Source organism: Ensifer sp. LBL, assembly GCF_050435225.1.
Classification (GTDB): domain Bacteria; phylum Pseudomonadota; class Alphaproteobacteria; order Rhizobiales; family Rhizobiaceae; genus Ensifer.
The window spans coordinates 937032-960594 of record NZ_JBNDJY010000001.1; the positions used below are offsets into that span (position 1 = coordinate 937032).

General features: G+C 63.5%; 19 protein-coding genes. 10 read left to right on the forward strand and 9 right to left on the reverse strand.

Annotated elements, in window-relative coordinates; all coding sequences use genetic code 11:
• Positions 1-46 precede the first annotated feature (46 nt).
• The 7 genes from OKW20_RS04600 to OKW20_RS04630 all read right to left on the reverse strand — a co-directional run bounded on the left by OKW20_RS04600 (position 47) and on the right by OKW20_RS04630 (position 8117).
• On the reverse strand, positions 47-499 hold the full coding sequence (locus OKW20_RS04600; RefSeq protein ID WP_034797035.1) for an RrF2 family transcriptional regulator: 453 nt from the start codon (positions 497-499) through the stop codon (positions 47-49).
• A 233-nt stretch (positions 500-732) separates the two neighbouring features.
• On the reverse strand, positions 733-945 hold the full coding sequence (locus tag OKW20_RS04605) for a hypothetical protein (RefSeq protein ID WP_034797039.1): 213 nt from the start codon (positions 943-945) through the stop codon (positions 733-735).
• 513 nt (positions 946-1458) lie between these two features.
• On the reverse strand, positions 1459-3999 hold the full coding sequence (gene secD / locus OKW20_RS04610) for a protein translocase subunit SecD (protein ID WP_043613134.1): 2541 nt from the start codon (positions 3997-3999) through the stop codon (positions 1459-1461).
• A gap of 109 nt (positions 4000-4108) precedes the next feature.
• Positions 4109-4516 carry a hypothetical protein gene (locus OKW20_RS04615; RefSeq protein WP_246764908.1) on the reverse strand — a complete coding sequence of 136 codons (408 nt, stop codon included), beginning with the start codon at positions 4514-4516 and terminating at the stop codon, positions 4109-4111.
• 165 nt (positions 4517-4681) lie between these two features.
• Positions 4682-6289, reverse strand: coding sequence for a 5-guanidino-2-oxopentanoate decarboxylase (locus OKW20_RS04620; protein ID WP_043613137.1), 1608 nt, complete (start codon positions 6287-6289; stop codon positions 4682-4684).
• Positions 6286-7476 carry a pyridoxal phosphate-dependent aminotransferase gene (locus tag OKW20_RS04625; protein ID WP_205237146.1) on the reverse strand — a complete coding sequence of 397 codons (1191 nt, stop codon included), beginning with the start codon at positions 7474-7476 and terminating at the stop codon, positions 6286-6288. The genes OKW20_RS04620 and OKW20_RS04625 overlap by 4 nt, the downstream gene beginning before the upstream one ends.
• Before the next feature lie 17 nt (positions 7477-7493).
• Positions 7494-8117, reverse strand: coding sequence for a TetR/AcrR family transcriptional regulator (locus OKW20_RS04630; RefSeq protein ID WP_043613143.1), 624 nt, complete (start codon positions 8115-8117; stop codon positions 7494-7496).
• A 286-nt stretch (positions 8118-8403) separates the two neighbouring features.
• Between OKW20_RS04630 and OKW20_RS04635 the strand changes: the two genes are divergently transcribed.
• The 9 genes from OKW20_RS04635 to OKW20_RS04675 all read left to right on the forward strand — a co-directional run bounded on the left by OKW20_RS04635 (position 8404) and on the right by OKW20_RS04675 (position 17959).
• Positions 8404-9177, forward strand: a complete 774-nt coding sequence (locus tag OKW20_RS04635) for an ABC transporter ATP-binding protein (RefSeq protein WP_043613145.1) — start codon at positions 8404-8406, stop codon at positions 9175-9177.
• 36 nt (positions 9178-9213) lie between these two features.
• Positions 9214-9996 carry a transporter substrate-binding domain-containing protein gene (locus OKW20_RS04640; protein WP_034797062.1) on the forward strand — a complete coding sequence of 261 codons (783 nt, stop codon included), beginning with the start codon at positions 9214-9216 and terminating at the stop codon, positions 9994-9996.
• Between the two features lie 102 nt (positions 9997-10098).
• Positions 10099-10824 (forward strand): ABC transporter permease, encoded by a 726-nt coding sequence (locus tag OKW20_RS04645; protein WP_429112288.1) that lies wholly within the window; start codon positions 10099-10101, stop codon positions 10822-10824.
• On the forward strand, positions 10821-11645 hold the full coding sequence (locus OKW20_RS04650) for an ABC transporter permease (RefSeq protein WP_043613147.1): 825 nt from the start codon (positions 10821-10823) through the stop codon (positions 11643-11645). Before OKW20_RS04645 ends, OKW20_RS04650 begins: the two co-directional genes overlap by 4 nt.
• Before the next feature lies 1 nt (position 11646).
• Positions 11647-12816, forward strand: a complete 1170-nt coding sequence (locus tag OKW20_RS04655; RefSeq protein ID WP_429170513.1) for a M20 aminoacylase family protein — start codon at positions 11647-11649, stop codon at positions 12814-12816.
• 155 nt (positions 12817-12971) lie between these two features.
• Positions 12972-14453, forward strand: a complete 1482-nt coding sequence (locus OKW20_RS04660; RefSeq protein ID WP_429170516.1) for an ArnT family glycosyltransferase — start codon at positions 12972-12974, stop codon at positions 14451-14453.
• Between the two features lie 323 nt (positions 14454-14776).
• Positions 14777-16204 (forward strand): cytochrome ubiquinol oxidase subunit I, encoded by a 1428-nt coding sequence (locus tag OKW20_RS04665; RefSeq protein WP_429170519.1) that lies wholly within the window; start codon positions 14777-14779, stop codon positions 16202-16204.
• Entirely contained in the window at positions 16194-17198 is a 1005-nt protein-coding gene (gene cydB, locus OKW20_RS04670; RefSeq protein ID WP_429170522.1) for a cytochrome d ubiquinol oxidase subunit II, read from the forward strand. Before OKW20_RS04665 ends, cydB begins: the two co-directional genes overlap by 11 nt.
• Positions 17199-17650: 452 nt before the next feature.
• A complete protein-coding gene (locus OKW20_RS04675) occupies positions 17651-17959 on the forward strand; it encodes a chorismate mutase family protein (RefSeq protein WP_429170523.1) in 309 nt (102 codons plus the stop codon).
• 27 nt (positions 17960-17986) lie between these two features.
• Here the strand turns inward: OKW20_RS04675 and OKW20_RS04680 are convergent, their stop codons facing one another.
• A complete protein-coding gene (locus OKW20_RS04680) occupies positions 17987-19153 on the reverse strand; it encodes a pyridoxal phosphate-dependent aminotransferase (RefSeq protein WP_429170525.1) in 1167 nt (388 codons plus the stop codon).
• 206 nt (positions 19154-19359) lie between these two features.
• The gene (gene mscL / locus OKW20_RS04685; protein ID WP_043613162.1) at positions 19360-19788 is read right to left on the reverse strand and encodes a large conductance mechanosensitive channel protein MscL; all 429 of its coding nucleotides are present in this window, start codon (positions 19786-19788) and stop codon (positions 19360-19362) included.
• Between the two features lie 260 nt (positions 19789-20048).
• Between mscL and OKW20_RS04690 the strand changes: the two genes are divergently transcribed.
• Complete coding sequence (locus OKW20_RS04690; RefSeq protein WP_429170528.1) at positions 20049-23552, forward strand: PAS domain-containing hybrid sensor histidine kinase/response regulator; 3504 nt, start codon at positions 20049-20051, stop codon at positions 23550-23552.
• The last annotated feature ends 11 nt before the right edge of the window (positions 23553-23563 follow it).

The window sequence follows — 23563 nt, forward strand, 5'->3', positions numbered from 1 at the left end:
GGAAGCAGAGTTCGGGGGAAAACTGGCGCGATCCGCGGCGTTTTCGTCAGCCGGCGCGCTTTTCTTCCATTTCGAGCGGCATCGACTTGTCGGCCGCGAATTCTTCGAGCGTCATCGAATCGAGGATAGCGGCAACGGCATCGCGCACCGTCGTCATCGACACCCGCACCTGACAGGTCTCGGGATCGTTGCAGTCTTCGCACACCTCGTAGGCCGTGCGGCTCGCACAGCGGATCGGCGCAAGCGGCCCATCGAGCGTACGGATGACGTGACCGATGCGGATTTCGGATGCCGGCCGCGACAGCGAGTAGCCGCCACCAGGCCCCTTCTTCGAGCGCAGCATGCCGGCGTTGCGCAGCTCGAGCAGGATCGTATCCAGGAACTTTTTCGGGATATTGTTGCGCTGCGCGATCTCGGTAATGAAGGCGGTCTCCCCCGGCTCCAGCCGTGCAAGATCGACCAAGGCCTTCAGTCCGTACTTTCCCTTCTTCGTCAGCATTCCGGCACGCTTTCCCTGCGGCGGCACCCCGGGAAACGGGAATCATCCGCGCAAATGCAAATATATCTTGGCATAGCACAAGAAACGTACTGCCAACATATAATTATAGTGGGGAATTGGCCGATGTCGCCGGCATCGCGTGCCGCCGATGCGGCCAGAATTTGCGGATGTCTTCGCGGCGGAGGCGGGAGAAAAGCCGAAACCGGCTTTTCTCATCCGCTTCAAGTGCGGCTTCAGGCAGCGGCGCTGTGGTTCTGCCGCTTCGCCTGGACGGCCTGGTGGGCCAACAGCTGACGGATCGCGGCACGCGCCTCATCGGCCGAGCCGAAGCGCTTCGCGTCCAGATCCCAGACGTGATACTTCACCGCCAGGAACTTGAAGCGATCTTCATCCGGGACAACAACGCCGACGGCTTCGCCGCCAAATTCGATAACCTGCTTGCTCATACAAATAACGCTCCTTCCACGCCGGCGGCGCGGAGACTTTCAATTTCGGCAAAAGATAAAGTTCGAGGGGTTCGAAGGTCACATTCGGCAGAGATTGCGAATGCGCCATTTTTTCTCTGTTGCGCGACAAAGGAGACGCGTGCCGAAGAAGGCGGCGGTCGAGACGGTTTCAGACATGTCACACTCCTTTGGCTGGCCCGGCATCAGCAATGCCGGAGCGTTCGATGAACAACCGTGAGGCGGACTCCCCGCGTCACGTATTGGCAAACTAGAATAATCTACCAATTCCGTCAATTAAAAAGATGAAGAAGAAGAAAAAAATTCTTCACCCCTGAAATTCTAGGGGTAGAGGACGCAAAATCCATCCACCCAGTCCGGAGCCGGAGACCCACGCTATTTAGGAAGCGAAGAATCAGTCTGCAAGGCACGGGTGGATAAAGACAGCACATTCGGACAAAAAAGGGGCGGCCGTTGCAGCCGCCCCTTCACGTTTTATATCCTGAAAGACGACGCTCAGGCCGCCGGCGTTCCCGCCTGCGGCGTGGTCGTGCCGCTGCGGGACGCTTCGCGATCCTTCCACCAACGATTGAGGAAAAGCAGGATCGGACCACCGATGTAGATCGACGAGGTCGTTGCCACGATCACGCCGAAGATCATCGGCCAGGCGAAGCTCTTGACGGCATCGCCGCCCCAGATCGCCATCGGCACCAGCGAGAAGGCCGTCGCCATCGAGGTGAAGATGCATCGCGCGATCACCTGGTTGATACTCATGTCGATGAGATCCGAGAACGGCATCGACTTGTACTTCCTGAGGTTCTCGCGCATGCGGTCATAGACCACGACCTTGTCGTTGACCGAGTAGCCTATCATCGTCAGCAACGCGGCGATGGCCGTCAGGTTGAAGTCGATGCCTGTGAGCGCGAAGAAACCGATCGTCTTGGTGATGTCGAGCAAGAGCACCGCGATCGCACCGACGGCGAAGTGCCATTCGAAGCGGAACCAGATGTAGAGCAGGATCGCCACCATCGCGAGACCGACAGCGAGGAAGCCCGAACGGGCAAGCTCGGTGCTGACGGTCGGGCCGACGACCTCGGTACGCTCGAATGCCGCATCCGGGATCGTCTGGACGACGGCATCCTTGATGCGGTTGAGCGCAGCGGTCTGCTCCTGCTCGCCGCCCGGCTGGCGCTGGACGCGGATCAGGACCGACTTGTCCTGGCCGAATTCCTGCAGTGCCACCTCGCCGATGTTGAGCGCTTCGAGATTGTGGCGCAGCGTCGGAAGGTCGAGCGTGTTCTTCGAGGTGGTTTCGACCTGAATACCACCGACGAAGTCGATGCCGTAGTTGAGGCCTGGCGTGAAGAACAGCACGACCGAGCTTACCGACAGGAAGGCCGACATGCCGATGGCAATGAAGCGGCCCTTCATGAAGGAGAAGGACGGAAGCTTCGGAACCTTGCCGAACAGCGACGGGATCTCGAGCTTCTTCATCTTCCGGCGGACGACGACTTCACGCATCATCAGGCGAACGACGGTGATCGAGGTGAACATCGAGATGATGATGCCGAGCATCATGGTGACGGCGAAGCCCTTGACCGGGCCGGAGCCGAAGGCGAACAGCAGCACGGTGCCCGAAAGCGTCGTGACGTTACTGTCGATGATGGTCGCATAGGCCTTGTTGAAGCCGATATCGAGCGCCTTCATCGCGCCGGCGCCGGCTTCCGTCTCTTCGCGGATACGGGCGTTGATCAGGATGTTGGCGTCCACGGCCATGCCGATGCCGAGAATGATACCGGCGATACCGGGCAAGGTCAGCGTCGAACCGAGCATAGCCAGAAGCGCGACGGTCAGGATCGTGTGCAGCACCAGGCCGACATTGGCGATCATACCCCATGCGCCGTAGAGAACGACCATCAGGGTAACGACGAGGGCGAAGCCGGCAAGACCGGTGTAGATGCCCATGCGGATGGAATCGGAGCCGAGGTTCGGACCGACGGAGCGTTCTTCGATGACGGTGAGCGGTGCCGGCAGGGCGCCGGAGCGCAGCAGCGCGGAGAGAACGGTCGCTTCCTTTGCGGTGAAATTGCCGCTGATCTGGCCGTTGCCGCCGATGATCGGTTCGCGAATGACCGGTGCCGTCAGGACCTTGCCGTCAAGAACAATGGCGAAGGGCCGGCCGACGGCGGCCTGGGTGATTTCAGCAAACTGGCGGGCGCCGAGCGAATCGAAGGTGAAGGACACGATCGGCTCGTTGGTGCGCTGGTCGAAGCCAGCCTTGGCGTCGGCCAGGCGTTCGCCCGAAATCGCCACACGGCTTTCGACGGCGTATTTGTTGTTGTCGTGCGCACCAGGCAGGATGTCGACGCCGCGCGGCGGCGGCTGATTGGGATCCACGGCCTGGTCGACCATGTGGAAGCTCATCTGCGCGGTCGAGCCGAGGAGCTGGCGCAGGGCCGTCGGATCCTCGAGGCCAGGGAGCTGGACGAGGATACGGTCGGAACCGACGCGCTGGATCAGCGGTTCTGCGACACCGACGGTGTCGACGCGCTGGCGGATGATTTCGAGGCTCTGCTCGACCGCCTTGGTGGTGCGGTCGGCAAGGCCGGCCTCGGTCATGGCGATGTTGATGCTGTCGCCGCTCTCGGTCACCTCGATATCGGAGGCCGAGCCACCGAAACCGAGCGTGCCGACGGGGGCAGCGAGTTCCTTCAGCTTCGGTAGGACCTTTTCCCGGTCAGCCGGGTCTTCGATCTTCACGGTGACGGTGTCGCCGGCAATGCGGGCCGAAGAGGCCGAAATGCGCTCGGTGCGCAGCGCCCGGCGCGTATCGTCAAGCAGGGTTTCGAGGCGAGCCTTGCGCAGGCCGGCAGCATCGACTTCGAGAACAAGGTGCGAGCCGCCCTTGAGGTCGAGGCCGAGGGTCACCGGCTTGACCGGCAGCCAGCCTGCAAATTGTTCACGTTGTGCCGGCGTCAGCACGTTCGGAAGCGCCGCGATACATCCGAAGATGATCACGACGACATAGACGAGAATCGCCCATTTCGATGTACGCATGTTGTGGTTCCAGAAGAGCCTGCGCGGGCACGGGGCGCGTCGTCAGGGCTTGTTTCATAAAAGGCAGCTGCAGCCGAAGCTGCCAGCCTGCCAAAATCCGTGTGATGGATCAGACGCGCGGAGGTGCGCGAATGTGGGGGCCATGGTTCGCGGCCCCGCCGAGATACGCGGCGGTCTCTCGGAATACCCGCCCGTCCGACGAGCGGGGAAATTCAAATTGGAGCGATGCCGGCAGGAGCGCCGGCAAGCCGTCATCGGCTGCGGACTTGGCGTCCTTGCGCTCGGCCGTAAATCGAAGGTCAGAAAGCGGTGTCGCCCGCGAGAGCTGCCGGGCGGCGGGACGGTCGGTCGAACCGGTGTCTGTGACGTTGCCGGCCTGGGCGCCGGATGCCGAACGGGACGGGATGCTCTGTCCGACCGAGATAACCTGCATTGCGAAGGAGGCGCAGAACAGCCACAGCACGGCGAGAAGCCGGCCGGCCTGCATGTTCTTGCTGCCACCACCCATGCGGTCCATCGAGGACGCGGTCCCTTTCCCTGGCGGTCGAACGCCAGCGAGACGAAAATTGAGCCCGAATGACCGACCTTACCTAGAGAACATGGCCGGAATCGAGCATGGGCGCCTTTAACACCATTCCGGGCCGGAAAAGTCAAATCCGGCCCGCTTCGTCGTTGTCGTTGTTCAGGCCGTAAGGCCGCTCGTTCGCCGCTCGTGGATCTCGATGAGCGACGGTCCCTTGCGCCTGCCCGCCTCGGCGAGCGCCTGTGAGAGATCGGCGACGGAAGCAAGCCGCTGCCCCTCAACGCCATAGGCCTTGGCCGCCATCAGGAAGTCCGGCGCCGAAGGCTTGACGCCCTCCGGCGTGACGCCGGCATCGACCATGTAGCTTTCGATTTCCTGGTAACCGTCATTGTTCCAGACGAGGAAGACGACCTGCGCTTGCGCATCGACGGCCGAGCCGATTTCGGCCAGCGAGAACTGGAAGCCGCCGTCGCCGACGAGGCAGACGACCGGCCGCGACGGATCGGCAACGGCCGCACCGACGGCTGCCGGCGGCGCGTAGCCCAGGGAACCGTAGCCGGTCGCCGAATTGAACCAGCTGCGCTGCCGCGGTGCATCGCAATAGAGGTTGCCGGCATAGACGGCCTGGGTCGAGTCGCCGACGACGGTGCAATCCGGCAGGACCTTGTAGATGGTGTCGATGATGCCGATCTCGGCCCGCATCTTCGGCGTCAGTTCCTTCAGCGCCGCGCGTCGCGCGGTCTCGGCCCGTCCCGCGCCATCCTTGGCGGCATGGCCCGGCAGGAAGGCGAGAATGCCCGCCGTCGCCGCCTTGGCGCCGGAGAGAATGGAGAGTGCTGCATGCGGCCCGCGTGCAAGCTGCGCCGCATCGATGTCGGTGCGGATCAGGTTGCGCAGGGCCGGAAAGCCGCCATCGGCATACATGTCGTAGTCGGTCTGGCCCATTTCGGTGCCGAGCGCCAGCACCAGGTCGGCCTCCTTCAGCAGCGACCGCACCGCCTTCAGGCTCGGGCTGGCGGGCACCCTCAAGGGACTGCCTGAGAACATGCCGCGGGCGTTGACGGTGGTGACGACGGGCGCGCCGATCTTTTCGGCAAGCTCCGCCACTTCCGCCTCCGCCGTCAGCGCGCCGCCGCCGCAGATGATGACCGGGCGCGAGGCGTCGGCGCAAAGGATCGCCGCACGCTGCAGCGTCTCGCTGTCGGAGCGCGGCCGAGTGGCCGTTGCGGGGCGCACCGCCTGCGGCGTGATCTTCGCCGACATCACGTCGGTCGGGATCTCGATATGCACCGGTCCCGGCCGGCCGGAGACGAGCACCGAGAAGGCGCGATCGACGACGAAAGGCAGGTCTTCCGGATTGAGGAGCGTGTGCGAATAGAGCGCTAGCGTCTTCATCATGCCGTGCTGGTCGGGAAGCTCGTGCAGCAAGCCGCGGCCATGGCCGAGTGAATCGCGGCGATTGACGCCCGAGATCACCAGCATCGGGATCGAATCCTGCCGCGCCTGCGCCATCGCCGTGATGGTGTTCGTCAGCCCCGGCCCGGTGATGACGAGGGCGACGCCCGGCTTGCCGCTGACGCGGGCATAGCCGTCGGCCATGAAGCCGGCGCCCTGTTCATGCCGTGGCGTCACGTGGCGGATCTTCGATGCCGCAAGGCCCCGATAGAGCTCGACCGTGTGCACGCCAGGAATGCCGAACACCACCTCGACACCATTGGCCTCGAGCAGGTCGACCAGGACTTCTCCAACCGTTTTTTCCGTGGTCATGCGCGGCGCTCCTTGCGCTGGCTGGCTCGCTCGGCAAGAGCGGTGATGCGGCGGCAGGCCTCGTCGATGGCGGCATCGGGCACGGTCAGGCTGACGCGCAGATAGTTCTGTGCTTCGTCGCCAAAGGACGATCCGGGCATGACGGCAACCCCCTCTTCTTCAAGCAGCGCCCAGGCAAACGCATCGCCGTCGAGACCGGTTCCCGAAACATCGATCAGGATGAACATGCCGGCCTCCGGCGCGAACACCTCGATGCCGGGTGCCTTGGCAAGGCCGGCGACGATCTGCGCTGCCCGCGACTTGTAGGACAGGCGCATCTGCCGTGCGGTGTCGATGTCATGGGTCAGGGCATAGGCCGTCATGTCGGCGATGAAGGGCTGCGTGCCGAAAAGCATGGTTTCGGAGACCGGCAGCAGCCGCTCGGTGAACTCGACCGGGCCGACCGCCCAGCCGCTGCGAAAGCCGGGGGCGGCGTGCGACTTCGAGATCGAGGAGACGACGATCGTGCGTTCGGCGAGATCCGGATTGTCGAAGGGCGAGGCAAAGACGGCGTCGAACACCAGCTCCTCATAGACCTCGTCGCAGACGATCCAGAGATCGTGACGGCGTGCGACCTCGCCGATCGCAGCAATTTCTTCCGCCGTCAGCACGGCGCCGGTCGGATTGTGCGGCGTATTCAACAGCAGCACCCGGCTCTCCGGAGTGATCGCCTTTTCGAGATCCTCGGCCTGCATGTGGAAGCCGAATTCGGGCTTCAGTGGCACCAGCACCGGATGGGCACCGGTCGAGCGGATGACGCCTTCATAGGTCGCATAGAGCGGATCGCCGACGAGCACGGCATCGCCGGCCTCCGCCAATCCCAGGATCACGGCGAAAAGCGCCGTCTGCGTGCCGGGAAAGCAGAGCACGTTCTCGTTCGTCACATCAGCACGGCGGCGACGGTATTTCTCCGCAACGGCCGCCACGACCGTCGGCTCCCCGCGGCCGTTGGAATAGCGATAGCGCCCGGCATTCATCGCGCGCTGGCATTCGTCGAGCAGCGCACGATCCGGTGGAAGATCCGGTTCGCCGATCGTCAACTCGATGATGTCGGCACCGGCAGCCTTCAACTGGCGGGCACGGATATGCAGCGACCATTTGCCCGAACCAAGATCGGCAAGACGTTCGGTGATGGACGCGTAGCGCATGGTGCTTTCTCCCGTTTTCATTGTTTTGCAGTTCCGATCTTCGTGCCGAGCAGCGCCTCGACCGAAGACATGGCGATGGCGACAAGCTCGCCCTCGCGAAAGAGATCGCCTGCAAGGCAGCCCTCGACCCAGAGGCCGTCGACCAATCCGTTGATGGCGATGGCGAAAGCCCGGCAGGTTTCGGCATCGGCCGGCTTGCCCTTGGCCGCAAGGAAATCGGCAAGCAGTTCCTGCAGCGAATTGCGGAAGGCGAGATAGCCTTCGCGATGGATCTCCGACAGCACCGGATCGACTCGGACCTGGCTGATGAAGGCCGCCCAGAGCGAGATGCTGCGGCTGTCGGCCACCGGCTCGGTGAGGTTGATGGCGATGAAATCCCTGAGCCGCGTTTCCGGGTCGCCCTCGACCTTGCTCGCCTTTTCGGTGAGCGAGGCGATGACGGCGCGATAGGCCTCGGCGACCATCTGGTCCTTCGATTCGAAGTAGTGGCGCACCAGCCCGGCGGTCACCCCGGCACGGATCGCGATCTGCCGAACGGTCGCGCCCTTCAGCCCGAATTCCGAGATGCAGTCGAGCGTCGCTTCGATCAATTCCTGGCGGCGTTCGCCTTCCGGCGCACGGTGAAAACTGCGTCTGTTCATGCGGCACTCTGCTCTCGAACCGGCGCGAAACCCTGTTCAGGCGCGGTCGGCAAAGGCTTCGGCCAGAACGGCGGCATGGGCGGCTCCTTCGGGAAATCGAGCGATCGGCGGGGCGTCAAAAAATCGACGACGTCCATTATTATACGCTTGAACAATAGCGGCACAAGTGCAACCATGCCTGCCAACAAAAACCCGTGACAGGCCAAAGATGCCGCGCGGAAGACGACAGGGGAACTGTTTCGATGCTGACAGACAAAGCTCGCAGAGCCATGGGAGCGGCGCGCCGATGACGGATGCGGCCCAGGCAATCGCGGTCACTGACCTGCACAAGCGTTTCGGGCCATTGGAAGTGCTGAAGGGAGTTTCGCTCACGGCGAAGCAGGGCGACGTAATCGCCATCATCGGCGGCAGCGGCTCCGGCAAATCCACTTTCCTTCGCTGCATCAACCTCCTCGAACTCCCCTCCGCCGGCAGCGTCAGCGTGCATGGCGAAAAGATCCGGATGAAATCCGACGGTCGCGGCGGCCTGGTGCCGGAGGACCGCAAACAGGTCCAGCGCATCCGCAGCCAGCTCGGCATGGTATTCCAGAGCTTCAATCTCTGGCAGCACATGACCATCCTCGAAAACGTCATCGAAGCCCCGATCCATGTGCTCGGCAAACCGAAGGCCGAGGCTGTCGCCACCGCCGAAACCCTGCTGAAACGGGTCGGTCTCTACGAGAAACGCGACGCCTACCCGGCCTTTCTCTCCGGCGGACAGCAGCAGCGCGCCGCGATCGCCCGGGCGCTTGCCATCCAGCCGCTCGTGATGCTCTTCGACGAGCCGACCTCGGCGCTCGATCCCGAACTCGTCGGCGAAGTTCTTTCTGTCATCGGCGACCTCGCGCGTGAAAAGCGCACGATGATCCTCGTCACCCACGAGATGAAGTTCGCGCGCGACGTCGCCAACCACATCGTCTTCCTCCACAACGGCGTGATCGAGGAGCAGGGCCCGCCTGAGGCCATCTTCGGCGCACCGAAATCGGAAAGGCTCAAGAAGTTCATCAGTTCCATTCACTGAATTCCTGAATGCTAAACAACCAAAAAGGGGAACAGCATGAAGAAGGCATTGAAAGTCCTGGCCGTTGCGGCGGCGATCGCCGTCAGCGGCGGTGTCGCGGCATCGGCGGAAGCGCTGAAGGTCGGCGTCGCAGCGGAACCCTATCCGCCGTTCACGGCACCTGACGCCAGCGGCAAGTGGGAAGGCTGGGAAGTCGAGTTCATGAACGCGATGTGCGCCGAGGCCAAGCTCGAATGCGTGCTGACGCCCGTCGCCTGGGACGGCATCATCCCGGCGCTGACCTCGAAGAAGATCGACATGATCATCAGCTCGATGTCGATCACCGACGAGCGCCTGAAGACGATCGATTTCTCCGACAAGTACTACAACACCCCGACCGGTATCATCGGCACCAAGGGCGTCGAGATGAACTCCTCGCCGGAAGGGCTGAAGGGCAAGACGCTCGGCGTCCAGGTCTCGACGGTTCACCAAGCCTATGCCGCCAAGCACTTCGCGCCGGCCGGCGTCGAGGTCAAGGAATACCAGACGCAGGACGAGGCCAACAACGACCTCGCCGCCGGCCGCCTCGATGCGGTGCAGGCGGATGCCATCGCGCTCAAGGCGTTTTTGGCAACCGACCAGGGCAAGGAATGCTGCGAATACAAGGGTGACGTTGCCGAAGACGTCGCCGTGATCGGCCCCGGTGTCGGTGTCGGCCTGCGCAAGGGCGAAACCGAGCTCAAGGACAAGATCAACGCCGCCATCAAGGCGATCCGTGACAACGGCACCTACGATACGTTCTCGAAGAAGTACTTCGACTTCGACATCTACGGCGGATAAGGCGCGATCGGCCGGCGATCGAACCGTCGCAGCGCTGTCGCGTCCGAACGGACCGCAGCGCTGTAGCGATCGCCGGCCGGCGCCATCGGAGCTCGACGACGCATGGCTGCGGATTCCCTCATCAATTGGGGCCTGCTCTCGCTTTCAGCACCCGGCTGGGGCGGCGTATTGCTGCAAGGCTTTTTCAATTCCATTCAGATCGCCGTCGGCGGCTTCACGCTCGGCCTGGCACTCGGCATCGGCGGCGCCTTCGGCAAGCTCTACGGCGGCCCGGTCCTGCGCGATCTGCTCGAATGCTACACCACGGTCGTGCGCGCGGTGCCCGAGCTGGTGCTGATCCTCCTGCTCTATTATGCCGGCACCGACCTGCTCAACCAGGTGCTCGCTCTCTTTTCGGTCGGCCCGGTCGACATCAGCGGCTTGATGGCGGGCATCTTCGTCATCGGCGTCGTCCAGGGCGCCTATTCGACGGAGGTATTGCGGGGCGCGATCAAGGCGGTGCCTGCCGGCCAGATCGAGGCGGCGCGCGCCTATGGCATGTCGCCGGCCATGGTCCTGCGGCGGATCACCCTGCCGGCGATGCTGCCCTATGCCATTCCCGGCCTCTCCAATCTCTGGCTGATCGCCACCAAGGATACGGCCCTTCTCGCCGTCGTCGGCTTCAGCGAGCTGACGCTGGTCACCCGCCAGGCGGCCGGCACGACCAAGGCCTATCTTCTGTTCTTCCTGGCTGCCGGCGCCCTCTACCTGGCGCTGACGCTGATCTCCAACATCTTCATCGGCATGCTCGAACGCCATGCCCGACGCGGTTTTGCGGAGAGCCGATGACCGACGAAACCACCCACGCCGTTGCGTTTACGCCCGAAGACCTGCCAACCGCGAGGAGCTTCTTCCAACCGCACCGCATCGTCATGATGCTGGTCTTTGCAGCCTTCGTCGTCGCCGTCGCCGTCTTCATGCGCTGGGACTGGCTGCCGCGCTACCTGCCGCGGCTCGGCTGGGGCATTCTCGTCAGCCTGATGATGCTGTTCAGCACCGCCATCCTCGGCTTCCTGCTGGCAGTGCCGATCGGCCTCGTCCAGGTGACGGGGCCGTGGTTCCTGAAGTTGCCGGCAAAAATCTTCTGCACCGTCATTCGCGGCACGCCGCTGCTCCTGCAGCTCTGGCTGCTCTATTACGGGCTCGGCTCGCTGTTCCCGCAGTTTCCGGCGATCCGCCAGTCCTTCCTCTGGCCCTATTTGCGCGAGGCTTGGCCCTATGGCGTTGCGGCGCTGACGATCTCCTTTGCCGCCTACGAGGGCGAGGTCATGCGTGGCGCCTTTGCCGGTGTTCCGAACGGCGAGCTCGAGGCGGCCAAGGCCTATGGCATGGGCCGCTGGACGATGTTCCGTCGCATCTGGCTACCGCGCGCCATCCATCGGGCGCTGCCGACGCTCAACGGCGAAACGGTGCTGCAACTGAAATCGACCCCGCTTGTCGCCACCGTCACCGTCGTCGACGTCTATGCGGTCATCTCCAAGGTGCGGCAGGAAACCTTCCTCACCTACGAGCCGCTGCTTTTGCTCGCACTCATCTACATGTGCCTCACCGGCATCCTGGTGGTGGCTTTCCGCACGTTCGAAAATCGCATCCCAACCCGCGGTGCCTGACATGAAACTTTCCCCCTCGATCACCAACGCCATGCCGGAACTCGTCGCCATTCGCCACGACCTGCATGCCCATCCCGAACTCGGGCTGGCGGAGACACGCACCTCCGCCTTCATCGCGGAACATCTCAGAAGCCTCGGCTACGAAGTGACGACGGGCCTTGCGAAAACCGGTGTCGTTGGCACGCTCAAGAACGGCACCGGCAAACGCTCGGTCGGCATCCGCGCCGACATCGATGCACTGCCGATTATCGAGGAAACCGGGCTCGATTATGCCAGCAAGACCTCTGGCCTGATGCATGCCTGCGGCCATGACGGTCACACGACGATGCTGCTCGGTGCTGCCCGCGCCCTTGCCGAGCGGCGCAATTTCGACGGCACTGTTCACCTGATCTTCCAGCCGGCCGAAGAGAATTTCGGCGGCGCCAAGATCATGATGGACGAGGGCCTGTTCGATCAGTTTCCCTGCGACGCGGTGTTTGCGCTTCACAACGAGCCGGGTCTTCCCTTCGGCCAGTTCGCCCTCAGAGAGGGCCCGATCATGGCCGCCGTCGACGAGGCGCGCATCACCGTGCACGGGCGCGGCGGGCATGGCGCCGAGCCGCAGGAAACGGCCGACCCGATCGTCTGCGGCGCCTCGATCGTCATGGCGCTGCAGTCGATCGTCTCGCGCAACATCCACCCGATGGATCCGACCGTCGTCACCGTCGGCGCCTTTCATGCGGGTTCCGCCAGCAACATCATCCCCGAGCGCGCCGAGATCGTCGTCGGCATCCGCTCCTTCGAGCCCGATGTGCGCGACGAACTCGAACGGCGCATCCGCATGATCGCCGAAGCGCAAGCGACGAGCTTCGGCATGCGCGCGACCGTGGACTACCAGCGCAGCTACGACGCGACGATCAACCACAAGGCCGAGACCGATTTCGTCCGCGATCTCGCGGTCCGTTTCGCCGGGGCCGACAAGGTTGTCGATCTCGCCCGCCCCTTCATGGGCAGCGAGGATTTCGCCTATATGCTGAAGGAACGGCCGGGGACCTACTTCTTCCTCGGCTCCAAGACCAGCGACGACGACCGGCCGCTGCATCACCCCGGCTACAATTTCAACGACGACCTGCTGCCGATCGGCGCAGCTTTCTGGACCGAGCTGGCCGAGGCCTATCTTTCCCGAAGCTGATAGGCCGTGAACGGTTACCGCCCTGGCGGCGCGGATCCTGCCCGCGCCACCAGGGCGTGTTTCCTCATCTCGCTCAAATGTTGGACAGGCGCGAGACAGGTTCTCTCCGCATGGTGCTGCAAGCAAACCGACCGTGATGCGGAGCTTGACACACCATGCATCTGGCCCTTCCCAAGCCGATAAGGCACCTCTGGCTTCCGCTCGTCGTACTCATCCCGTTTGTCGCAGCGATATGGTTCAGGCCGCTGCTTCCGATCGACGAAACGCGCTACATCAGCGTCGCCTGGGAAATGTTCCTGCGTCGCGACTGGCTTCAGCCGCTGACCATGAATTTCGAGCCTTACCATCACAAGCTGCCCCTGCTGTTCTGGCTCATCAACGCCTCATGGGCGGTCTTCGGCGTGACCCGTTGGGCGGCAACGCTGCCGGTCGTCCTGTCTTCGCTCGCAAGCGTCTATCTCACGATCGCGCTCGGCCGCCTGCTCTTTTCCGATTTCGACCGGCAGGCTGACCGCACGGCGATGGTCATGGTCGCGAGCGTGCCCTTTCTCGTTTACAGCACCCTGATCTACTTCGATCTCACCCTCACCGTCTTCGTGTTGCTGTCGCTGATCGGCATCGTGCTTTATGCCCGCAAGCGGGATTGGCGCTCCGTCCTCCTGATCGGACTGTCGCTGGGGTTCGGCGTTCTCGCCAGAGGACCGGTGGCCTTCCTCCACATCCTGTTCCCGATCGCGCTGGCTCCGCTCTGGGCAGACGATCTCAGGCGACCCGGCCGGTGGTATCTCGGCATCCTCGCAGCGCTTGCCATCGCCGGCCTGATCGTTCTCTGCTGGCTCGTCCCGGTGTTGATGCAGGCGGACGGCAAGTTTACCCATTCGCTGCTCTGGGATCAGACGGTCGGCCGGGCGACGGGCACGCTCAACGCTCACGTGCGACCCTTCTACTTCTACCTGCCGCTGCTGCCCGTAATGATGATCCCATGGGTGTTCTTCCCAAGCTTCTGGAAAGGCGCTGCTGCGCTGCGCCAAGGCTGGCTTAAGGAGGAAGGCACGCGGTTCCTGTTTTTCTGGGCAGCCCCCACTTTCTTAAGCTTTTCCCTGATCGGCGAGAAACAGCCGCATTACCTGATGCCGCTGGTGCCGGCGGTCGTGCTTGCCGTCGTCCTCTGTCTCAAAAATGTCCCGAACCGCCGCCTGGTGCTGAACATGGCCGTCATGGTTGCGGCCATCGTCGTCGGCCAGGCAATCGCGTCGGCGACGTTCCTGAAGCGATATGATCTGGAGCCGACGGCCGCCTATATGCGCGCAAATCGCGACCGGGACTGGGCCTTCGTCGCCAACTATCATGCCGAGTTCGGCTTCCTTTCTCGCCTGGAAAAACCTGTCGACGACGTCCCTCCACAGCGGCTGGCGCAATGGTTTGCAAGCCACCCCGAGGGCCGCGCGATCGTCGTTGGCCGAAACGCCGACGACTTTTCCGGATATCAGCTGGTCATGGACAGTCCCTACCGCGGCAAGAGGATGGGCGTGCTCGCGGCAAGGCCTCTGGCCGTCCCCTCCAAGGCGCAACCGTGTCACGACAACGGCAGCGACGCGCAAACCCCGGCATGCGACAAAGTGGCGAGCAGCGACTAGTCGCTGCCGGACGGGCCACCGGCCGGGCGTCGTGTTTCCTTGGCGCCCACGGGTGTCCGCTCGGCGCGCTCCAATATGCCGCAGCGCAACATTGCCGCAGTGTGACAACGTGGCGGACGCGCTGTCATTGACGTTTGGCAAATTTGGCGCAGATTCAAGTGCATGCTGAAAAGCCGGCGCAACCCAAGGATTTGCCTCGGCCAGAGGCCAAGATAGGTCCCCTGATCGACGATCGATCACCGGACGAATGATGCAGCAGCCAGAGCATTGCGGCCCACGCTTCCGTGAGGCGTCGCATCCGCGTGTCTGAAAGGATTGCGCCCGTGTTTGAGAGTTTCGATGCGACCCTGCTCGCTCGCTTCCAGTTTGCCTTCACCGTTTCCTTCCACATCATCTTCCCCGCCTTTTCCATCGGGCTTGCGAGCTACCTCGCGGTGCTCGAAGGGTTGTGGCTGTGGAAGAAGGACGAGGTCTATCTCGAGCTCTTCAATTTCTGGAAGACGATCTTTGCCGTCGCATTCGGCATGGGCGTCGTGTCCGGCATCGTCATGTCCTACCAGTTCGGCACCAACTGGAGCGTCTTTTCCGACAAGGCGGGGCCGATCATCGGGCCGCTGATGGGCTATGAGGTGCTGACAGCCTTCTTCCTCGAGGCGGGCTTCCTCGGCGTCATGCTTTTCGGCCTTAACCGCGTCGGGCCAAAACTGCATTTCCTCGCCACCGTCATGGTCGCCATCGGCACGCTGATCTCGGCCACCTGGATCCTTTCGGCGAACTCCTGGATGCAGACGCCGGCGGGCTTTGCGATGAACGAGGCGGGCCAATTCGTCCCGGTCGACTGGTGGGCGATCGTCTTCAACCCGTCCTTTCCCTATCGCTTGACGCACATGGTTCTGGCCGCCTACCTCACGACGGCCTTCGTCGTCGGTGCCTGCGGCGCCTGGCACCTGATCCGAAAGACGGCGCCGCGGCGGGCGCGAAAGATGTTCTCGATGGCGATGTGGATGGCGGCGATCGTCGCGCCGATCCAGATCTTTGCCGGCGACATGCACGGGCTCAACACACTGGAACACCAGCCGGCCAAGGTGATGGCGATGGAGGGGCACTACCAGAGCCATCCGGACGGTGCGCCGCTCATCCTCTTCGGCATTCCGAACTCGCCTGAAAAGCGCGTCGACTATGCGATCGAGATCCCGAAACTTTCGAGCCTGATTCTGAAGCATGACCTCAACGCGCCTCTTGCCGGGCTCGATACGATCCCCGAGGAGCTGCATCCGCCTGTTGGCATCGTGTTCTGGTCGTTCCGGGTGATGGTCGGCCTTGGCTTCGCCATGCTCGGGATCGGGCTCTGGTCGCTCTGGTGTCGCTATCGCGGCACGCTCGACAGCAATGTCTGGCTGCACCGTGCCGCGATCGCCATGGGACCAGCCGGATTCGTCGCCGTGCTCGCCGGGTGGGTCACGACCGAAGTTGGCCGCCAGCCCTATACGGTCTACGGCCACCTGCTGACGGCAAATTCGGTGGCGCCGATCGCGGCACCCGCGGTCGCCGCCTCGTTGATCGCCTTCATCATCGTGTATTTCTTCGTCTTCGGCGCCGGCACCTTCTACATCCTGCGCCTGATGGCGCGATTGCCGCGCGATCCGATGCCGGAGCTCGGCGAAGGACCATTGCGCAGTTCCGGCATCATGCCGGGCCCCGCCACTCACGCCAGCCATGCAAACATCAAGGGAGGCCATCATGGAGCTTGATCTGCCGTTCATCTGGGCCGGCATCATCGCCTTTGCGGTGCTCGCCTATGTCATTCTCGACGGCTTCGACCTCGGCGTCGGCATTCTCTTCCCGTTCTTCCCGGAGAAGCACGACCGCGACGTGATGATGAACTCCGTCGCCCCGGTCTGGGACGGCAACGAGACCTGGCTGGTGCTCGGCGGCGGCGGCCTGATGGCGGTGTTTCCGCTGGCCTACGCGACGATCCTACCGGCGCTCTATGCGCCCATCATCGCCATGGTCATCGGCCTCATCTTCCGCGGCGTCGCCTTCGAATATCGCTGGCGCACGCGGCGGGCCGAATATCTCTGGAACTGGGCCTTCTCCGGCGGCTCGATGCTGGCAGCCTTCGCGCAAGGCATCACCCTCGGCGCGCTCGTCCAGGGCATTCCGGTCGAGAACCGTGCCTATGTCGGCGGCTGGTGGGACTGGCTGACGCCGTTCTCGATCATGACCGGCATTGCCGTCGTCGTTGGCTACGCGCTGCTCGGCGCCACCTGGCTGGTGATGAAGACCCATGGCGACCTTGCCGATCGGGCTCGCGACCTCGCGCTCAAATGCTCCTTCGCCACCGTCGCCGCGATGGGCATCGTCAGCCTGTGGACGCCGTTCCTGGAGCCGCAATATCTGGACCGCTGGTTCGGCTATCCGACGGCGATCTTCAGCGTCATCGTGCCGGCGCTCGTTCTCGGCTGCCTTTATGCGCTGATCACGGGTATCCGCAACCGCCACGACAGCCGGCCGTTCATCGCCGCACTGGGCCTCTTCGTGCTCGGCTATGCCGGTATCGGCATCAGTTTCTACCCCTATATGGTGCCGCCATCGCTGACGATCTGGGATGCGGCGGCCCCTGAGGAAAGCCTCTCCTTCCTGCTTGCCGGCGCTCTGGTGCTGGTGCCGATCATTCTCGCCTACACCGCCTATGCCTATTGGGTTTTCCGCGGCAAGGTCGACCCGGAGGAGGGCTACCATTGACCAGCGAGACGGGTACAGGCCGCAAGCTTCTCTGGTTCGTCGGCCTCTGGTGCGCGGGAGTGGCGGCCGTCACCATCGTCGGCCTTGCGATCAAGCTGATGATCGGAACGTAGTCGCTCCATTGGAGCGAGATGCGGGCGGAAAACCGCATACACTTTTCCTCATCCCGCTCTAAAAAGCCTCGCTCAAGCTTGGCCGGCTAACTTCCCTTTAACACGTCAGCAGGCGATCGCCGCAGACGGAGACAGGACCGCACCCTCCTCCCCTGCAAAGCGATCGCCTGCTGAGGTGACCATCTCGAAGGGTCGCCGGCTGCGACCCTGTTGCCCCTTCCAAGACAGCTCGCCGTTTGTTAGCAGTGCGCCGCAGAAGCGCCCCGCTTGCTGAGAGCCGAGGGACGCTCGAACATCCTGGCCCGCGCTGGCTGCGCCCCAGGCAATTGGACGAGACAGATGCTGAAGACCCCCGCGCAATGCGAAACCATGGCCGACGTGCGAGCGGAGATCGACCGGCTCGACCAGGCGCTGATGGCGCTGTTTGCCGAGCGCTGGGGCTATATCGACCGGGCGGCCGAGATCAAGGCACCGCTGAAGCTGAAGGCCGACATTCCGGCGCGGGTGATGGAAGTACGCGAGAACGCCCGCAAGAACGCCGCGCGCGTCAACCTCGACCCTGATTTTTACGAAGACATCTGGGCACGGCTGATCGGCCACGCGATCGCCCACGAGCAGAAGCTGCTCGGCGAAACCGGCAACGAGTAACGTCGCCGATCTTTCGGCCTACGGCCGTCAGCGCCCGAGAATGTAACCCTGCAGGCGGTCCGCCGCTTCCTTCACGTGGCCCGGATCGCGCAGGAAGCAGGCGCGCATGAACAGCGAGCCACCGTCGCCGAACGCGGTTCCCGGCGCCAGGCCGACACCGGTCTTGTCGACGATGTCGATTGCGGCCGCGCGCGAATCCGTGACGCCATCGATTTTCAGGAACGCGTAGAGCGCACCGTCGGGCTTCAGCGTTTCCACCCGGTTGGTGGCGATCAGCGCGTCGCACAAGACATCACGGTTCTTTGCCGCCTTGGCGACATTGGCATCGACAAAGGCGTCGCCCTCGTCGAGCGCTACGACAGCACCCCGCTGCAGGAACTGGGCGACACCCGAGGTCGAATACTGCACCAGGTTTTCGAGAACCTGGCCGATTTCCGGCGGCGCGACGATCCAGCCGACACGCCAGCCGGTCATCGACCAGTTCTTCGAGAAGGAATTGACGAAGAGGATGCGGTCGCCTTCCTCCATCACGTCGAGGAAGGACGGCGCGCGGGCGCCGCCATAATAATAGAGCGCGTAGATCTCGTCGGCGATGATCCAGAGCCCGTGCCTGCGCGCCAGCGCCAGGATCGCGGCCAGTTCCTCGCGGGTCGCGGTCCAGCCGGTCGGGTTCGAGGGGGTGTTGATGAACAACGCCTTGGTCTTGGGACTGATCGCCGCCTGCAGCCGATCGAGATCGAGCTGCCACTTGCCGTGTTCGAAGCGCAACTCGACCGAAACCGGCCGGACGCCGGAGAGATCGGCGGCGGCGGCAAAGTTCGGCCAGGCCGGCGTCAACAGCACCATCTCGTCGCCGGGCGAGGCGATCGCCTCGATCGACAGCTTGATCGCCTGCATGCCGGAGCCGACGACGTAGAAATGCTCGGGCGAAAGCGTCTTCTGGAAGCGGCGCTGATAGTAGCGCGACAGCGCCTCGCGCAGCGGCGGGATGCCGCGCTGCCAGGTATAGAAGGTCTCGCCGGCGGCAAGCGCATCGCGTGCGACATCGCTGATGAAGGCAGGGGTCGGCAGGTCGCCTTCGCCCACCCAGAGCGGGATCAGGCCTTCGCGCCCGCGGGCATAGTTCACCACCTCGACGATACCGCTTTCGGGCGCGGAAAGCGCGCGGGGGCTGATGGTGGCAAGCGTGGTCATCGGCGGGCTCCGGATGCACGATGGTGCAGGCTGCCGCCTGAAATCATCATGAAAGATTCCAATGGACTAGAGCGAAATGGACCGCTCCGGTTTGCCCGTTGCTTCTAGCCGCTTTCGCCGAGGCGATCACGCGACTTTATCTGACCGATTTATCGATTTTTGTGATGTTTCGCGGCCCCGGCAAAGCCAGGGCCGCGAGGAAAAAATCAGGCGCGCTGCTTCAGCAGGTCGCGGATTTCCGAGAGCAGCAGAATGTCTTCCGGCGGCGGTGCGGCCGGCGCTTCGTCCTTCTTCTTTTCCATCGAAGCGCGCATGCGGTTCACCGCCTTGATCATCAGGAAGATGATCCAGGCAAGGATCAAGAAGTTGATCAGCACGGTGATGAAGTTGCCGTAGGCAAAGACGGCGCCCTGCTGGCGGGCGGCGGCGAGAGACGTGGCCGTCACGTTGGCCGAAAGCGGCAGGAAGTAATTGGAGAAATCGAAACCGCCGCCGGTGAGCGCACCGACGATCGGCATGACCAGGTCTTCGACGACCGACGTCACGATCTTGTTGAAGGCTGCGCCGATGATGACACCGACCGCGAGATCCATCACGTTCCCGCGGGCAATAAACTCCTTGAACTCATTCAGCATAAATCTCTCCGTATTATCCCCGTTTGAAAACGGCCGGCGGCGCTGTCCCGCGCTGCAAGCGTTTACGGAAACTAAACCAAAGCGGGCAGCGAGAAAACCTTTCTTTGCCTTTGATCAATTAGCACCGGATAGAGCAGGAACGGGAAAGCAGCTGGCGCTGCACACCGATTTCTCGTGTCGAGCCTTGAACTTAAGACTCATGCGAGGGCAATTCTAAACCCGGCGGACTTGTCCTATGCTCCGCCCTGGAGGAGTGAGGCATGCTTTCGGGTTCGGTCATCTTTGCCTCGGCCTTCGCCTATCTGCTGCTGCTGTTTGCAGTGGCGAGCTATGGCGACCGGCGGGCCAGGAGGAACAGCGCTGCGCTGAAAGGCAGGCCGCTCGTCTATGCGCTGAGCCTTGCCATCTACTGCACCTCCTGGACCTATTTCGGCGGCATCGGGCTTGCGGCCGAACGCGGGCTCGAATTCACCGGCATCTATATCGGCCCGATCCTGATGTTCACGCTGGGCATGCCGCTGATCCGCAAGATCATACGGCTCGCCAAGACCGAGAAGCTGACATCGGTCGCCGACTTCATCGCCGCGCGTTACGGCAAGAACCCGGCTGTGGCCGCGATCGTAGCGCTGATTTCGCTGGTCGGCGCCATTCCCTATATTGCGCTGCAACTGAAGGCGATCTCGAGTTCGGTCGCCGCCATGATCAACACCAGCGACTACGGCATCGGCGCCGGGCAAAGCTTCATCGACCTGCCGCTGCTGGTCACGCTCTTCCTCGCCTGCTTCGCCATCGTCTTCGGCACGCGCCATACGGATGCGACCGAGCACCAGGACGGGCTGATCCTCGCGATCGCGATGGAATCGCTGGTCAAGCTGGTGGCGCTCATCACGGCCGGCTTCTACATCGTCTTCGTCATTTTCAACGGCCCGGCTCACCTGTGGTCTCTGGCCGCGCAAAGCCCTGCCGTGCAGTCGGCGCTTTCCTACGAGACCCCGATAGCGCGCTGGGTGCTGTTGATCGTCACGTCCGCTTTTGCGATCATCATGCTGCCCAGGCAGTTCCATGTGACGGTCGTCGAAAACCGCACCGAAGGCGAGCTTCGCACCGCCGGCATCCTCTTTCCGCTGTACCTGATCGGCATCAATCTCTTCGTGCTGCCGATCGCCATCGCCGGCATCCTCACCTTCTCCGGCTCCGGCGACGCCGATCTCTACCTCCTGACGCTGCCGCTCGCCAACGGTCTGCCGGTGCTGACGCTGATTACCTTCATCGGCGGCTTTTCAGCGGCGACCGCGATGGTGATCGTCGCGTCCGTGGCGCTGTCGATCATGATCTCCAACGACATCGTCATGCCGGTGTTCCTGCGCCGCAACCTCAGCCAACGCGGCGGCTTGCAGGAAAACCTGGCCGGCACGCTGCTCAACATCCGACGCTCCGCGATCTTCGCCGTGCTTCTGCTCGGCTACGCCTACTATCGCTCCGCCGACATCAGCGCCGGCCTCGCCTCGCTCGGGCTGCTCTCCTTCGTCGCCATCTCGCAGATGGCGCCGGCGCTGCTCGGCGGCCTTGTCTGGCGCCAGGCCAATGCCCGCGGCGCGATCACCGGCATGGTCTCGGGCTTTCTCGTCTGGGCCTACCTGCTCTTCCTGCCGAGCCTCGGCGGACCCGATAATTCCCATGTGGCAACGACGGTGCTGAGCTTCCTGCTGCCGTTCACCGACCTGTTCTCCGGCCCCGATGCGGACCCGCTGGTGAACGCCACGACGCTCAGCCTGCTCGTCAACTGTGCCACCTATATTCTCGGATCGCTGACCCGCACGCCGAAGCCGATCGAACGCTTCCAGGCCGGCGTGTTCATCACCCGGCGGTCGCGCACCGAAGGCGCCTTTCGCGGCCGCAAGACCAAGGTCACCGTGCGCGACCTCAAGGCGACGATCGCACGCTACATGGGCGCCGAGCGCATGCAGCGCTCCTTCCATACCTATGAGCGCCAGACCGGCCGTTGGCTGGACGACAACGCGCCCGCCGACATGGCGGTCGTGCATTTCTCCGAGCAGTTGCTCGGCAGCGCCATCGGCTCATCCTCGGCGCGGCTGGTGCTGTCGCTCGCGCTGCAGCGCGGCGACGACACCTCGTCCGAGACGGCCTGGCTGCTCGACCAGGCGAGCGAGGCACTGCAATACAATCAGGATATGCTGCAGACCGCGCTCTCGCAGATGGATCAGGGCATCGCCGTCTTCGACAATGCCAACAACCTGATCATCTGGAACCGGCGCTTCCGCCAGCTTCTCGATCTCCCCGAAGCAGCCGGCCAGGTCGGCTTCCCGCTTGCCGATATCGTCTCGATCCTCACCAAGCGCGGCGATATTCGCAAGGATCAGGAAAAGGGGCTGATCGCCAACTTCCTGACGCTCGACAAACCCTTCCTGCTCGAACTTGGCAACGGCGAGCGCATCATCGAAGTGCGCACCAACGCCATGCCCGACAAGGGCATCGTCACCACCTATACCGACATCACCCAGCGCGTCGCCGCCGACATGGCGCTGAAGCAGGCGAACGAGACGCTGGAACTGCGCGTGGCCGAGCGCACCGGCGAACTGACCCGGGTGAACCGGGAACTCGCCGAGGCGCGGGCCGCCGCGGAAGAGGCCAATATCGGCAAGACGCGGTTCTTTGCCGCCGCCGGCCACGATATCCTGCAACCGCTCAACGCCGCTCGCCTCTATTCCTCGTCGCTCGTCGAGCGGCTCGGCGAATCCGACAACAGCACGCTGGTCGAAAACATCGATTCCTCGCTGGAATCGGTCGAGGCCATCCTTGGCGCCGTGCTCGACATCTCGCGCCTCGACACCGGTGCCATGAAGGCGCGGATACAATCCGTTCCGCTCAACGAATTGCTTAGAAGGATCGAGACCGATTTTGCCCCGATGGCGCGAGCCAAGGATCTCGAACTGATCATCATGCCGACATCGCTTGTGGTGCGCAGCGATCCGAACCTGCTGCGTCGCGTCGTCCAGAACCTCGTCTCCAACGCGATCAAGTACACGCTCAGCGGCAAGGTGCTCGTCGGGGTGCGCAGGCATGGCGCCATGGCGACGATCGAGGTGCTCGATTCCGGCATCGGCATTCCCCAGTCGAAGTTCCGCACCGTCTTCAAGGAATTCGCCCGACTGGACGAAGGCGCACGCACGGCCTCCGGTCTTGGGCTCGGTCTTTCGATCGTCGACCGCATCTCGCGCGTGCTCAACCATCCCGTCAGCCTGCAATCGACGCCCGGCAAGGGCACGGGCTTCAAGGTGACCCTACCGCTCGATGCCAGCGCCGGCGAGCGCGTCGCTGTCCGGCCGGTGCCGCAGAGCAAGGCAAGCGAGGCGCTGAACGGCCTGCGGGTGCTGTGCATCGACAACGAGCCGCGGATCCTCGAGGGCATGCGGGTGCTGCTTTCCGGCTGGGGCTGCATCGTCAGCACGGCGGAATCGCTGGCTGCCTGTTCCGAATTCAATGCCCAGCCCGGCGAGAAGCCGCATGCCGTCATCGCCGACTACCATCTCGACGACGGCACCGGCATCGAGGCGGTCGCGCGCATCCGGGCATCGACCGGCGAAGCGACGCCGGCGCTGCTGGTGACGGCCGACCGTTCGCCGGAGGTGCGCGCCGCGGCCGAACGCGACGGCATCGCGATCCAGAACAAGCCGGTGCGCCCGGCGGCGATGCGCGCCTGGCTGACGCAGCTTTCGACGGCGGCGCGAACGGCCGCGGAATGAACGGCTCCCGC

Bases quoted from the DNA above. Each gene is read 5' to 3' on its own strand.
- OKW20_RS04625 (WP_205237146.1), bottom strand. From the start codon at position 7,476: ATGCGCTACGCGTCCATCACCGAACGTCTTGCCGATCTTGGTTCGGGC.
- OKW20_RS04650 (WP_043613147.1), top strand. From the start codon at position 10,821: ATGACCGACGAAACCACCCACGCCGTTGCGTTTACGCCCGAAGACCTG.
- OKW20_RS04675 (WP_429170523.1), top strand. From the start codon at position 17,651: ATGCTGAAGACCCCCGCGCAATGCGAAACCATGGCCGACGTGCGAGCG.
- mscL (WP_043613162.1), bottom strand. From the start codon at position 19,788: ATGCTGAATGAGTTCAAGGAGTTTATTGCCCGCGGGAACGTGATGGAT.
- OKW20_RS04635 (WP_043613145.1), top strand. From the start codon at position 8,404: ATGACGGATGCGGCCCAGGCAATCGCGGTCACTGACCTGCACAAGCGT.
- OKW20_RS04630 (WP_043613143.1), bottom strand. From the start codon at position 8,117: ATGAACAGACGCAGTTTTCACCGTGCGCCGGAAGGCGAACGCCGCCAG.
- OKW20_RS04660 (WP_429170516.1), top strand. From the start codon at position 12,972: ATGCATCTGGCCCTTCCCAAGCCGATAAGGCACCTCTGGCTTCCGCTC.
- OKW20_RS04645 (WP_429112288.1), top strand. From the start codon at position 10,099: ATGGCTGCGGATTCCCTCATCAATTGGGGCCTGCTCTCGCTTTCAGCA.
- cydB (WP_429170522.1), top strand. From the start codon at position 16,194: ATGGAGCTTGATCTGCCGTTCATCTGGGCCGGCATCATCGCCTTTGCG.
- secD (WP_043613134.1), bottom strand. From the start codon at position 3,999: ATGCGTACATCGAAATGGGCGATTCTCGTCTATGTCGTCGTGATCATC.
- OKW20_RS04655 (WP_429170513.1), top strand. From the start codon at position 11,647: ATGAAACTTTCCCCCTCGATCACCAACGCCATGCCGGAACTCGTCGCC.
- OKW20_RS04640 (WP_034797062.1), top strand. From the start codon at position 9,214: ATGAAGAAGGCATTGAAAGTCCTGGCCGTTGCGGCGGCGATCGCCGTC.
- OKW20_RS04620 (WP_043613137.1), bottom strand. From the start codon at position 6,289: ATGACCACGGAAAAAACGGTTGGAGAAGTCCTGGTCGACCTGCTCGAG.
- OKW20_RS04615 (WP_246764908.1), bottom strand. From the start codon at position 4,516: ATGGACCGCATGGGTGGTGGCAGCAAGAACATGCAGGCCGGCCGGCTT.
- OKW20_RS04680 (WP_429170525.1), bottom strand. From the start codon at position 19,153: ATGACCACGCTTGCCACCATCAGCCCCCGCGCGCTTTCCGCGCCCGAA.
- OKW20_RS04600 (WP_034797035.1), bottom strand. From the start codon at position 499: ATGCTGACGAAGAAGGGAAAGTACGGACTGAAGGCCTTGGTCGATCTT.
- OKW20_RS04605 (WP_034797039.1), bottom strand. From the start codon at position 945: ATGAGCAAGCAGGTTATCGAATTTGGCGGCGAAGCCGTCGGCGTTGTT.
- OKW20_RS04690 (WP_429170528.1), top strand. From the start codon at position 20,049: ATGCTTTCGGGTTCGGTCATCTTTGCCTCGGCCTTCGCCTATCTGCTG.